The organism is Exiguobacterium sp. s141 (assembly GCF_018618085.1).
Taxonomy (GTDB): domain Bacteria; phylum Bacillota; class Bacilli; order Exiguobacteriales; family Exiguobacteriaceae; genus Exiguobacterium; species Exiguobacterium mexicanum_A.
The window spans coordinates 113,725-126,432 of the sequence record NZ_JACSLJ010000005.1; the positions used below are offsets into that span (position 1 = coordinate 113,725).

General features: G+C 54.9%; 15 protein-coding genes. 1 reads left to right on the forward strand and 14 read right to left on the reverse strand.

Annotated elements, in window-relative coordinates; translation table 11 throughout:
• From KNP74_RS11595 to glyA, 4 genes are all read right to left on the reverse strand, one after another.
• A complete protein-coding gene (locus tag KNP74_RS11595) occupies nucleotides 1-678 on the reverse strand; it encodes a response regulator transcription factor (protein WP_138858777.1) in 678 nt (225 codons plus the stop codon).
• A 71-nt stretch (nucleotides 679-749) separates the two neighbouring features.
• Complete coding sequence (locus KNP74_RS11600) at nucleotides 750-986, reverse strand: hypothetical protein (protein ID WP_214764359.1); 237 nt, start codon at nucleotides 984-986, stop codon at nucleotides 750-752.
• A 146-nt stretch (nucleotides 987-1,132) separates the two neighbouring features.
• On the reverse strand, nucleotides 1,133-2,059 hold the full coding sequence (locus KNP74_RS11605) for a hypothetical protein (protein WP_214764360.1): 927 nt from the start codon (nucleotides 2,057-2,059) through the stop codon (nucleotides 1,133-1,135).
• A gap of 3 nt (nucleotides 2,060-2,062) precedes the next feature.
• On the reverse strand, nucleotides 2,063-3,316 hold the full coding sequence (gene glyA / locus KNP74_RS11610; RefSeq protein ID WP_034779234.1) for a serine hydroxymethyltransferase: 1,254 nt from the start codon (nucleotides 3,314-3,316) through the stop codon (nucleotides 2,063-2,065).
• 129 nt (nucleotides 3,317-3,445) lie between these two features.
• Here glyA and KNP74_RS11615 point away from each other — a divergent pair, with 129 nt between their 5' ends.
• On the forward strand, nucleotides 3,446-4,231 hold the full coding sequence (locus KNP74_RS11615; protein WP_214708450.1) for an alpha/beta hydrolase: 786 nt from the start codon (nucleotides 3,446-3,448) through the stop codon (nucleotides 4,229-4,231).
• Between the two features lie 36 nt (nucleotides 4,232-4,267).
• On the opposite strand, the gene KNP74_RS11620 is transcribed toward KNP74_RS11615, so the two are convergent.
• The 10 genes from KNP74_RS11620 to rho all read right to left on the reverse strand — a co-directional run bounded on the left by KNP74_RS11620 (nucleotide 4,268) and on the right by rho (nucleotide 12,489).
• Nucleotides 4,268-4,810 (reverse strand): TIGR01440 family protein, encoded by a 543-nt coding sequence (locus KNP74_RS11620; protein WP_152567762.1) that lies wholly within the window; start codon nucleotides 4,808-4,810, stop codon nucleotides 4,268-4,270.
• Complete coding sequence (gene rpiB, locus KNP74_RS11625) at nucleotides 4,807-5,247, reverse strand: ribose 5-phosphate isomerase B (RefSeq protein WP_021066115.1); 441 nt, start codon at nucleotides 5,245-5,247, stop codon at nucleotides 4,807-4,809. The genes KNP74_RS11620 and rpiB overlap by 4 nt, the downstream gene beginning before the upstream one ends.
• A 4-nt stretch (nucleotides 5,248-5,251) precedes the next feature.
• On the reverse strand, nucleotides 5,252-5,752 hold the full coding sequence (locus tag KNP74_RS11630) for a low molecular weight protein arginine phosphatase (protein ID WP_214764362.1): 501 nt from the start codon (nucleotides 5,750-5,752) through the stop codon (nucleotides 5,252-5,254).
• 34 nt (nucleotides 5,753-5,786) lie between these two features.
• Complete coding sequence (locus KNP74_RS11635; RefSeq protein WP_214764363.1) at nucleotides 5,787-6,785, reverse strand: L-threonylcarbamoyladenylate synthase; 999 nt, start codon at nucleotides 6,783-6,785, stop codon at nucleotides 5,787-5,789.
• Nucleotides 6,751-7,623 (reverse strand): peptide chain release factor N(5)-glutamine methyltransferase, encoded by an 873-nt coding sequence (gene prmC / locus KNP74_RS11640; RefSeq protein ID WP_138860258.1) that lies wholly within the window; start codon nucleotides 7,621-7,623, stop codon nucleotides 6,751-6,753. The genes KNP74_RS11635 and prmC overlap by 35 nt, the downstream gene beginning before the upstream one ends.
• The gene (gene prfA / locus KNP74_RS11645) at nucleotides 7,623-8,693 is read right to left on the reverse strand and encodes a peptide chain release factor 1 (protein ID WP_034780138.1); all 1,071 of its coding nucleotides are present in this window, start codon (nucleotides 8,691-8,693) and stop codon (nucleotides 7,623-7,625) included. Before prfA ends, prmC begins: the two co-directional genes overlap by 1 nt.
• A 79-nt stretch (nucleotides 8,694-8,772) precedes the next feature.
• Entirely contained in the window at nucleotides 8,773-9,384 is a 612-nt protein-coding gene (locus KNP74_RS11650) for a thymidine kinase (protein ID WP_138858769.1), read from the reverse strand.
• A 116-nt stretch (nucleotides 9,385-9,500) separates the two neighbouring features.
• Nucleotides 9,501-10,724: a cation:proton antiporter gene (locus KNP74_RS11655; protein WP_034779247.1), complete on the reverse strand. Its 1,224-nt coding sequence runs from the start codon at nucleotides 10,722-10,724 to the stop codon at nucleotides 9,501-9,503.
• A 99-nt stretch (nucleotides 10,725-10,823) separates the two neighbouring features.
• Nucleotides 10,824-11,066, reverse strand: coding sequence for a type B 50S ribosomal protein L31 (locus KNP74_RS11660; protein ID WP_021066109.1), 243 nt, complete (start codon nucleotides 11,064-11,066; stop codon nucleotides 10,824-10,826).
• Between the two features lie 82 nt (nucleotides 11,067-11,148).
• Nucleotides 11,149-12,489, reverse strand: coding sequence for a transcription termination factor Rho (rho, locus tag KNP74_RS11665; protein ID WP_021066108.1), 1,341 nt, complete (start codon nucleotides 12,487-12,489; stop codon nucleotides 11,149-11,151).
• Nucleotides 12,490-12,708: the final 219 nt, after the last annotated feature.

Consider the following 12,708-nt stretch of genomic DNA (forward strand, 5'->3'; position numbering starts at 1 on the left):
TTATTCACCACGCTTCAGCATATAGCCGACGCCTCGGACCGTCTGAATCCAAGAGCCCCCGAGTTTCTTGCGGACATAGCGGACGTACACATCGACGACGTTCGTGTCCCCGTAATAGTCAAAGCCCCAGACGTGTTCGACGAGTTGGTCGCGCGTGAGCACGCGTTCCGAATGTTCGAGCAGATAGACGAGCAAATCGAACTCTCTCCGGGTCAGGTCGACTTTTTGCCCCTCGCAGATTACTTCGTGACGATTGACGTCGACGGTCAGCCCTTCATAAGATAAGACCCGTTCACTCGTATCGACTTGGACGTGTTGCCGCATCCGTAAGAACGCCCGGATCCGTGCGAGCAACTCTTCCATCTCGAACGGTTTCGTGATGTAATCATCGGCCCCGAGGTCGAGCCCGCTCACTTTATCGTAACGGTCCCCACGTGCCGTCACCATCAATACCGGGAGAAGCGGCTGCTCTTCTTTGACGCGGCGAACGACTTCAAGTCCGCTCATCTGCGGCAGCATGACATCGAGCAACATGAGGTCAATCCCACCAGTGAGTGCCCGGTCGAGCCCGGCCCGCCCGTCATGAGCGACCTCGACTTGATAACCGGCATGCATGAGTTCAAGTTCGAGTAATCTGGCAATTTTAGCATCGTCTTCAACGACGAGAATCGTAGGCATTCCATTCATCCTTTCTTAAAAAAACGCCGAGCAGTCCGCCCGACGCATCATTCTAAGTGTTCCCGGATTCCTCAGTCAAAAAACGGACGAACTGCTTCTGGAATCGCTTGTTCGATGCGCAATTCGAGTGAATCGCCCATCCGGTCAAACGTCGTTTCAATCCCTTCCGCCTGAAACGCCAAATCAGTCCCGACTTGAGCGATTTGGTCGAGCCAAGCGTTACCGGTCAAGGTGAATAATAAGAACCCGGCGACCCCTGTCGCCATGAGTGTCAATGCGAGCGCACCGACGGCCACTCCTCGAACCATTCTTCCAATCTTACCTCTGCTAGTTGAGCGCATATGTCCCTCTCCCTTGTCTATTTTCTTTCTTTACTGTACGGGAGCGAGCTGAGAAAGAGCGGTGAAACAGATTAGAATTTGATGAGAAAAAGAGGCCACAGCACGCTGCGACCTCAATCTTCTTCAAGCACCGACTTGGCGATCGGCGCCCAATACGTTCCATCCATGGCGGCGACCTCGGCGAGCGTCGTCCGGTACGTGTCGTCCCCGGCCTTCTTCTCGGCGATGCCTTTCATCCATAAGACGTCCGCTTTATATCCCGATTCTGGGTACGTCTCGACGTAAGCGGCATAGTCTTGGATCTCCGCTTCACCGAGCTTGTTGTCGACGAGCAAGCGATAAAATCCGACCGCCTGTTCTTGACCGGCTTTCGCCTTGCCGACGAGGAGCGCATCGGCTTCCTCGTATCGTTTGTCCGAGACGAGTGTCTCGACTTTAGCGAGCGAGATGACGGCCGGTGCCTCAGGCGACTCGGTCGTCTCATCCTCGGTTTGGAGCGCCTCGTTCGCTTCTTCAAGCCGGGCGACTTCTTTCTCGAGTTCTTCTAACCGTTTCGCGAGTGCCTCCTCTTCCGTCACCGTCACGACCCGCTCGTCGGAAGCGGACGGCGTCACTGGGGGTGGCGCCGGGTCCGGCCAAAAGGCGAGCGCGACCAGCCCGAGCCCGACGACGAGCGGCAGGCCGAGCCATGTCTTGTCCCACTTGAACGCATTCTTCCAATCTGACAAGTCCGCATGACCGATGACGGCCGGCGAGAACGAACGAAAGCGGCGCTTGGCCGCCTTCTTTCCGTTCGCCTTCACTTCGAGCGCGAGCCCGAGCCGATGAAACGCCGCCGGCACTTTCATCCCGAGAAGCGGTACAATCCGTTCACTTGCCTCGATATAATAGTCATGATCGAGCAGCGTCGTCACGACCTCGAACTCGTTCGCGACGAGGCGAAACGTCGGGTCGTGCTCGCCTTTTCGGACGAGCCATTCGGTCATATCGATGAGCGGCAGTTCCGCGAGTTCCCGATCTGCGAGTGTCCGTACGTCCATTCGTCAGCCTCGTTCAGGATAGAGCGGGAACTTCGACGTCAACGCGCGCACGGCTTCGTGCGCTTCGGTGAGCACCGCCTCATCTTCATGGTTCGTCAAGACGCGTCCAATCAAGCGAGCGACTTCACGCATATCGTCTTCTTTCAATCCGCGCGTCGTCATCGCGGCCGTCCCGAGACGAATCCCGCTCGTCACGAACGGTGAGGCCGGATCGAATGGGATCGTGTTCTTGTTGACGGTGATGCCGGCCGCGTCGAGCGCATGCTCGGCCGCTTTCCCGGTGATATCGATGCCACGGAGGTCGACGAGGAGAAGGTGGTTATCCGTGCCGCCCGATACGATACGGAGTCCCTCTTCTTCTAATCCTTGCGCGAGCACTTGTGCGTTCTTGATGACTTGTGCCTGATAATCTTTGAACTCAGGTTGAAGCGCTTCTCCGAACGCCACTGCCTTCGCAGCGATGACGTGCATGAGCGGACCGCCTTGAATCCCTGGGAAGATCGACTTGTCGATCGCCTTGGCGAACTCCTCTTTACAGAGGATCATGCCGCCGCGTGGACCGCGGAGCGTCTTGTGTGTCGTCGTCGTCACGAAGTGCGCGTGCTCGACCGGGTTCGGATGAAGCCCGGCCGCGACGAGACCGGCGATATGCGCCATGTCGACCATGAGGTAAGCATCGACGCTATCGGCGATCTCACGGAACTTGGCGAAGTCGATTGTCCGCGGGTACGCCGAAGCACCAGCGACGATGAGTTTTGGTTTATGTTCTTTCGCGAGGGCTGCGACAACGTCATAATCGATGTGTTCTGTCTCTTTGTCCACACCGTATTCGACGAAATTGTATTGAACGCCTGAGAAGTTGACCGGACTTCCGTGCGTCAAATGGCCACCGTGCGACAAGTTCATGCCGAGCACCGTGTCACCGGCTTCAAGTACTGTAAAGTAAACGGCCATGTTCGCTTGGGCACCCGAATGCGGCTGCACGTTGGCATGTTCTGCACCGAACAGCTCTTTCGCACGGTCGCGGGCCAAGTTCTCGGCTACGTCGACGAACTCACAACCACCGTAGTAGCGACGGCCTGGATAACCTTCCGCGTACTTGTTCGTGAGCACGCCACCTTGCGCTTCCATGACTGCTTCTGAGACAAAATTCTCCGAGGCAATGAGTTCGATGTTCTCGCGTTGGCGACCGAGCTCGTGTTGCATCGCTTCAAACAATTCCGCATCCTGTACTTTCAACTTCGTCGTGTTTACCATGTTGAAACCCCCTCTGAATGTCTAAAAATCAACACCCCCATCGTAACATATGCTTCTTTTTTTGGGTATCGTCTAATCAGAGGTCAAGTTGGGTATCATAATGAAGAAGACGATCAGAGGAGGATGTTTATGATTGAGACAAAACAGATCACGATTACCCCGTTTGAACGCGAGCGGACGGTTCGGATTTATACACCTGCGGATTACGACACGACGGACAAACGTTATCCCGTGCTCTATATGCATGACGGCCAGAACGTGTTCGCCGACGAGGACGCGAGCTATAAGATGAGTTGGCGCGCCGGCGAGTATGTGGACGCCTCGAAACGCGACTTGATTATCGTCGGCATCGACAGTGCCCCCGGCGAGATGCGACTCGACGAATACGGACCGTGGGAAAACCCATACATCGGTGAGAGCTTGCTCGGTCAAGACGTGACGCTCGGCGGCCAAGGGTCGGCCTACATCGAATACATCGCCCAAGAGTTAAAACCGATGATCGATGCGAACTATCGGACGAATCCGGACGAGACGGCGATGATGGGTAGTTCGATGGGCGGCTTGATCTCGATTTACGCCGCATGTGTCTATCCCGACATCTTCAAACGCGTCGCCTCGTTATCATCGGCGTTCTGGTTCAACCAGACCGAGCTTGAACAGTTGATCGAGTCGAGTGATTTGAGCGGTGTCGAACGTCTATATATGGACGTCGGTCGGAAAGAAGTCGAACAACCGTCAGCGGACGGCCCGACGAACGAGATGTATCTCGAGTCGAGCGAACGCGTCTATGCGCTCCTCCGCGACAAAGTCGACCATATCCGTTTCGAGGTCATCGAGGAAGGCGTGCATAACGAGCTCGCTTGGCGTGAACGGTTCCCGATGGTCCTTTCCTACTTGTTCAGTGAAGAGTTATAACGCAAAAAAAAGCCGGTCCTCGCGACCGGCTTTCGTTTATTTCGCTGGATAGTGGGCCCGGGGGCCGCCAATCAGTTTCGGCCGCGTGACGGCGAACGTGACATACGCCTCACCGAGCTGCTTCGCCGACAACCGGACCGGGATCGCGACCGGCTTCAAATGCATACCGATCAGCGTCGACCCGATATCGATCCCTGCATCCGCTTGAATCGATTCGACGACGCAAGGCGTATCGAAGCTTTCGTACGCTTTCTCCGCCATCGCCCCGCCCGCTGCGCGCACAGGGACGACCGTCACTTCTGTCAACCCGAACTGTTTCTGCGTCCGTCGTTCGACCGTGAGCGCCCGATTAATATGTTCACAGCCTTGAAAGGCGAGATGGACGCCGGTCTTGTCGCGAAACGTCAGAAACGCTTCGATGAAGTCCGACGCCACATCAATCGAGCCCGCTTTCCCAATCGTCTTACCGACGACCTCGCTCGTCGAACAACCGATGACGAGAATCTTGTCCTCATCTAACGGAAACCGTTCGTGCAACTCCGTCAATAAGTTCAAAAGTTCCGCCTTCATCGTCGTCACTTCGTTTCGTAAGCGCTCATCTTATCGACACGGTTCGAGTGACGTCCGCCCTCGAAATCTGTATCGAGCCATGTCGCCACTAAATCGAGTGCAAGACCCGGTCCGATGACGCGCTCGCCCATCGTCATGATGTTCGAGTCGTTGTGTTGACGTGTCGCTTTCGCGCTGAACGAGTCATGTACGAGTGCCGCCCGAATGCCTTTCACTTTGTTGGCGGCAATCCCGATGCCGATCCCTGTCCCGCAAATCAAGATGCCACGGTCGAACTCACCAGCCGCGACGGCTTCAGCGACCGGAATCGCCACGTCTGGATAATCGATTGACTCGGCCGAGTGTGTCCCGAAGTCCTTATACTCGTGACCAAGCTCTTCCAATAGTCCGATGATGTCTTTTTTCAAGTTAAATCCGCCATGATCGGCGCCAATTGCGATTTTCATTCGTTCATTCCCCCGTCTTCTTTGGTAGGCGTCTCGGTGGTTTTGTCACCTTTGACCCGTCATTCGTCAATTTTAGCACAAGTCGATTCACGAGTGGTTCGAGTTCGTTTCGGACTTGGCGGTAGACGTTCATCGACCCTCCGAACGGGTCATTGATGTCGCGCTCGAGTCCGGTGACGAACTCGTATAACGTGAACGTGCGGTCGGCCAAATCCGGGTACGTGTCCCGAATCTGTTCACGATGCGTCCGTGTCATCGTCAAGATGACGTCCGCCCAACGTCCGAGGACGTCGTCGAATGTCTGGGTCACGTGATCGAGTTCAATTCCTCGTTCACGCAACACTTGGAGTGCATTTTCTGATGCGTCAAACCCTTGCATCGTCCGAAGCCCGGCTGAACGAATATCGAACTCGTCCCCCGTCACTTTCGAGCGGAGCAGGGCCATCGCCATCGGGCTTCGGCATGTGTTCCCACTACATATGAATAATACGCGTTTCATCGACATCGCGTGATCCTCCTCTATGTCCTTAAGCCTCTTCCTATGGACGGATGACTTTACCGCCTGCCGCCTTGTAGAGGCGGTTATATACGGCAAGAGCGACTCCCGTCGGTTCAATCCGATTCACGTAAATCTCTTCTACATCCGTCTCATCAAACTTTCGCAACGCCTCATACAAACGCTGGGCCGCTGTCTCCATCGAAATACCGAGGGAGAGAGTGACGTCCGCCGGGGTCGTCGCTTCATCGAATACGAGTGCGCCAACTCGCTTGCCCGTCGCCTGTCGTGTCGTGATGACACGGACGAGGTCATCGCGTCCTCCTTCGACTAAATAAAGAGGGGCGCTCGGGGCGTAATGGGTGTACTTCATTCCTGGTGATCGTGGCGCAGCTGCTTCATCGCTCAAGTTGGCATCGAGAATGACCGGGCCGATGACCGCCTCAATCGCTTCTTTCGTCACGCCGCCCGGACGTAAAATCATCGCCGGCTCCGTCGTGCAGTCGATCACGGTCGATTCGACACCGATGCCTGTCGGTCCCCCATCCATAATACCCGCGATCCGGCCAGTCAAATCATCTGCCACGTGCCGGGCTGACGTCGGTGATGGACGTCCAGAACGGTTCGCGCTCGGTGCCGCCAGTCCAAGACCGGACGTACGAATCAATTCCAGCGCGGCCGGATGATTCGGCATTCTGAGTCCGATCGAATCAAGACCAGCCGTCACGAACGAAGACGCTCGGCCGTTCGACGGTAAGATGATGGTCAAGGCACCAGGCCAAAACGCTTCCATCAAGCGTCTGGCGACCGGCGGGATGGTTTGCGCGAAATGCTCGGCCTGTTCGACCGAGGCCACGTGGACGATGAGCGGGTTGTCCGACGGTCTTCCTTTCGCCTCGAAAATCTTTTTGATGGCGACGTCGTTCGTCGCGTCTCCGGCGAGTCCGTAGACGGTCTCCGTCGGCATGGCGATCACCTCGCCCGCCTGCAAGAGACGTACCCCTTCCTCAACTTCTGTCGGCTTGATCCATTTCGTTTCCATGCGCAATCCCTTCCCTCACGGCGTAGACGATTCGGTCTTTGCCGTTTATATCTTTTAAAATACCCGTTTCTGCTTCAGGATAACGTTCGGACAGGTACGATTTCACAACTTGTCCTTGATTATACCCGATTTCAAATGCAATCAATTGCCAATCGGCACACAAGACGCGCATCGAGTCGGCGATAATCTTCCGATAAAAATCGAGCCCGTCCGCTCCTCCGAACAAGGCGAGGTGCGGCTCATAGCCTGAGACCGTCTCATCGAGCAGTTCGTCCGCCTCGATATAGGGCGGATTCGAGACGAGCACACGAATCGAGTCGTCGGCAATCGGGGCGAGGCAATCACCTTCATGGAAGGACACGTCCGCCCCGAGCGCTGTTGCGTTCCGCTTGGCGACAGCAATCGCTTCCCGGGAAATATCGACCGTCTGGACGCGGACACCGAGTTCGAGACTGAGCGTGACGGCGATTGCCCCGCTGCCGGTCCCGATATCGACGATGTCATCATCGGCCACGTCGGTCACATGCTCAACGACCCATTCGATCAACTCTTCCGTTTCCGGACGCGGAATCAAGACGTCTCGATTGACCTCGAACATCCGCCCGTAAAACGGGGCGTGCCCAATCAAATGCTGGACCGGCTCGCCTGCGAGCAGGCGCTCGAATCCTGTTCGGAATTCAGATTCTTCATCATCTGTCAATTCGTCGGATAAACGGATGAGCAGTCCCGTCCGATCGACGTCAAGGACGTGCATGAGCCACCACTCCGCGGTCGAGGCATCGCGCCCCGCGTCAAGAAGTTCCCGCTCCGCTTGCTTCAATCTCGCGGCGATTCGCATCAATCCACGTCCTCCATGAGACGGGCCTGTTCGTCCATGACGAGGGCGTCGATGATATCCTCGAGTTCACCAGCGAGGACGCGGTCGAGCTTTTGAAGCGTGAGTCCGATGCGGTGATCGGTCACGCGGCTCTGTGGGAAGTTATACGTCCGAATCCGCTCCGAGCGGTCCCCTGTCCCGACTGCAGACTTGCGCTGCGCTGACAGTTCTTCGAGGTGTTCGCTCTGCATCTTGTCATAGAGCCGAGCCCGGAGCACTTTGAGTGCCTTATCTTTATTCTTATGTTGCGACTTCTCATCCTGACATGAGACGACGAGCCCCGAGGGAATGTGCGTCAACCGTACGGCCGATTGGGTCGTGTTGACCGACTGCCCCCCTGGTCCGGACGACGTGAACGTGTCGACACGGACGTCTTTCATATCGATATGCACTTCGACGTCCTCGGCTTCCGGCAACACCGCGACGGTCGCCGTCGATGTATGGATGCGTCCGCCCGACTCGGTCGATGGGACGCGTTGAACCCGATGCGCCCCATTCTCGAACTTCAATTTCGAGTAGGCGCCGGTCCCGTTGATTAGGAACGTCACTTCTTTGAAGCCGCCGAGTTCTGTATAGTTGGCGTCGATCAATTCGGTCTTCCAGTTCTGCCGCTCGGCGAAACGCGTGTACATCTTGTACAGGTCGACTGCGAACAGTGCCGCTTCGTCCCCACCGGCCGCTCCGCGAATCTCGACGATGACGTTCTTGTCGTCGTTCGGGTCTTTCGGCAACAGCAAGACGCGAAGTTTCGCTTCGAGCGCCTTCACTTCCGGCTCGAGGAGCGCCATCTCTTCTTTGGCGAGCTCCCGCATGTCGGCATCGAGTGTGCGGTCTTCAAGCATGAGTTTCGCTTCTTTATACGCCGTGCTCGTTTCTTTATAGTGGCGATATGCCTGTACCGTCTCCTCGAGTTGAGACTGTTCTTTTGAATATTGTCGTAATTTATTCGCATCGCTGAGCACTTCAGGGTCAGCGAGCATCTCATTTAATTGCATATAGCGTTCTTCTAATACGCTCAAACGGTCAAACATGATGATCCGTCCTTTCTCCGTCAAATCGAACTGTCTTCATTATAGCAAAAAACGAACCGCCGAGGGCGGTTCGTGGACGTCAGTCGGCCATTGTATGGCGGACTGGGCGTGGTTTATTCGGGACGTCATGACAATGGCGGCAACGCGGCTCATACGACTCCGAGGCACCGACCAAGATGACCGGATCCTCGAAACGGGCCGGTTCCCCGTCAATCAATCGTTGCGTCCGGGAAGCCGGCGCCCCGCATGACAGACAGATCGCCTGCAGTTTCGTGACGAATTCGGCACGTGACAACAGTTCCGGCATCATCGTGAACGGCTCGCCTCGGAAGTCCATGTCGAGTCCAGCGCAGATGACACGTTTGTCTTCTGACGCCAATTGTTCAATCACATCGACGATCCCTTCGTCGAAGAACTGAACCTCATCGATGGCGATGACTTGTGTCTCTTCGCGCACCGCATCGTACAAATCTTGACTCGATTGAATCGGTACGGCCACGACCGAATTGCCGCTGTGGGAAACGACGTTTTCCTCATGGTAACGGTCGTCAATCGCCGGTTTGAACACTTGGACAGGGATTTTCCCGTAATGCGCCCGACGGACACGGCGGATCAGTTCCTCCGATTTCCCAGAAAACATACTCCCACAAATCACTTCTATCCAACCGTAACGGTTCGTCACATGCATCATTCTACTTCGCCCTCTCCTTCGTTAATCGCTTTCCGATTATAACCATCTTTCGGTCACAGGAAAAGGGTTGACTTCTGACAAAAATCGGAACGGCATGCTCCCGTCCCGATTTCGCTTCATTCGTCTGCCGCTTCTTCTTTTTTATTATCGATCAAATGCAATTTTCGAGCGAGCGGTCGAATCGTCAGCCCGTGTAGTGTCACAGAAATAAAGACCAGTCCGATCGTGAGCGGTAGCATTTGCGACGCGTCGTCAATCCCGAGATGCGCCACTTCTTCTGCGAAGAAACCGGCGACTGTCATGGCGACGATGCCACGCGGGGCAATCCATCCGATGAAACCACGTTCGCTGAGCGGAAGACCGACGCCGATCGTCGATCCATAAATCGCGAGCGGACGAACGAGAAACAAAATGCCGGCAATCGTCAAAAGAAGCGGCCATTGGAAGATGTTGAGCAGTTCATCGCGTGATAGCGACGCCGTCAACAGGATGAACACCGACGAGATGAGCAAGATCGAGATATCCTCTTTAAATGATTGCAACTCCTCGATAATTTCCTCATCCCGATGTTTCGTGTTCGCCATCGTCATCCCCATCGCCGTCACGGCGAGCAGACCGACTTCGTGCATCATGAATTCACTCAATGAGAACAAGATCAAGACGGCCGTCAACGTGACCGAGGCCCGGAGATAGCGAGGGATTTTCTCACCGACAAACCAGCCCATCAACACGTGCCCGAACAAATAACCGAGACCGATGCCGACGAGACAAGCGCCCGCGAACAAGAGTTGCATCCACAAGTCCATTCCTTCATAGACGATATAACCGATGCGGATGACGAACAAACCGAGGAGGGCGCCGACCGGGTCAACGATGATCCCTTCCCATTTCAAAATGGCACCGACCCGATCCTTTAAATGTGCTTGGCGCAATAACGGGATGACGACCGTCGGACCGGTGACGACGAAAAGTGCGCCCATCGTCCAAGCGACGACCCAATGGAGACCTCCGACGTATTGAATCAACAGTGAGGCCCCGACGAACGACAGCGTCACTCCGATCGTCACGATGCGGACGATGGAACGGCGAAATTGATTGATTTCACTGAAATGGAGGCCGAGGCTCCCTTCAAACAAGATGATAGCGACGGCAAAAGAAATGATCGGGCTATACAGTTCACCGAGCAGTTCTCGCGGGTCGAACAATCCGAGCATCGGCCCGGCCAGTACACCGGCGACCGTCATGACGATGATGGCCGGGATTTGATAGCGCCAGGCCAACCATTGTGACAGAATACCGACGCCAATCAATAAACTGATACTAATCAGTATGAATTCCATAAAAGCCCCCTCACGTCAGTCTTTCGTCTCTTTACCCATCAGAAGACAACAAAAAACCGCCAAGGGCAATCCCTAGGCGGTGTGCATACAAGTTGACGATTAACGTTGGTACTTCTTGTTGAAGCGCTCGATACGACCGTCTGCAGATGCGAATTTCTGGCGACCTGTGTAGAACGGGTGCGAATCAGAAGATACATCGACACGGATGAGTGGGTATTCGTTACCATCTTCCATCGTGATTGTCTCGTTAGAGTAACGAGTCGAACCAGAGATGAATTTGAACTCAGTCGTCGAGTCCATGAATACGACTTTACGGTATTCTGGGTGGATTCCTTGTTTCATTGCTTTTCAACTCCTTCGGCCCTAAGTATTCTTTCAACCTAGAGAAAGTTCACTAGAATATAATAGCACCCGGCTCACGGATTTACAAGTCTGTTTTCGTTTTTTTCACCGGGCGTCGACTCTTTTTCTTATCGGCCTCAAGCGCCGCAAAAAAGTCGAGGTTCGTTTTCGTTTCGCGGACCCGCCGCAAGAACTGATCGACGAAATCTGGCGACTCGTTCATCGTCCGTCGAATCGTCCAAAGCGAGTCGAGCTCGCCTTTGCCGAGCAGCAATTCTTCCTTGCGCGTTCCCGAACGACGGATGTCGATGGCCGGGAAGATTCGGCGTTCCGCGAGCTTCCGGTCGAGATGGAGCTCCATGTTGCCCGTCCCTTTGAACTCTTCATAGATGACGTCGTCCATGCGTGACCCTGTGTCAACGAGCGCCGTACCGAGGATCGTCAAACTGCCGCCGTCCTCGATGTTACGGGCCGCCCCGAAGAACTTCTTCGGTTTATGGAACGCGGCCGGGTCGATTCCGCCGGAGAGCGTCCGCCCGCTCGGTGGGACAGACAAGTTATACGCTCGTGTCAGACGCGTGATCGAGTCGAGCAGAATGACGACATCCTTCTTGTGTTCCACGAGACGCATCGCCCGTTCTAAGACGAGCTCTGAAATCCGGGCGTGGTTCTCCGGTGTCTCATCAAACGTCGAGTAGGCGACGTCTGCGCCCGGCACCGAGCGCTGGATGTCCGTCACTTCTTCTGGCCGCTCGTCAATCAAGAGAATGATCAACTCGACGTTCGGATGGTTCGTCGTGATCGAGTTGGCGATCTCTTTTAAAAGCGATGTCTTCCCGGCTTTCGGCGGGGCGACAATCAACCCACGCTGTCCAAATCCGACAGGCGCGATCATGTCCATGACGCGGACCGACAAGTGATTCGGCTCTGTCTCGAGCACCATCTGCTGTTCCGGGTAAATCGGCGTGAGCGCCGGGAAGTAATCCCGATTCCGAGTCGAGTCGGTCGTCTCACCGTTGACCGCTTCGACACTGAGCAGCCCTTGGAACCGTTCATTCTCTTTCGGTTTCCGGACTTTCCCCGTCACGAGGTCCCCGTTGCGAAGATTAAAGCGCCGGATTTGCGAGGCGGCGATGTAGATGTCTTCAGACGATTGAGAGTAGTTGATCGGTCGGAGGAAACCGAAGCCCCCGTCGTTTTGGGACTGCGGGTTTGGCGGGATGATCTCAAGGATGCCTTCGAGGAAATAAAGATCTTTCGATTCAGCCTGTGATTTTAAAATCCGAAACATGAGCTCGCGCTTGCGTGCCTCTCGATATTGGGGCACGTTCACTTCTTTCGCGATTTCATATAATTCTTTCAACGTCTTCGTCTCGAGTTCCCGAAGCGTGTAATTTTTAGCCGGTTCTGTCGTTTGACTCATTCAAGTCACCTGTCTTTCATGATTCTATATTTCAAAAATAAACGTTCAATCCTCATTCATCTAATCACAATTCTGTCGAGCCGTCACTGTTTGAAAAACGGCTTCATGACAGTCTATTCCCCTATTGTTGAAAACATAACAGTCTTTTCCCTTTCTATGTAACAAACAAGTCTCTATTCTCGCATATTGTTTCAAATATGTTACAAGAAAACCGTTTTT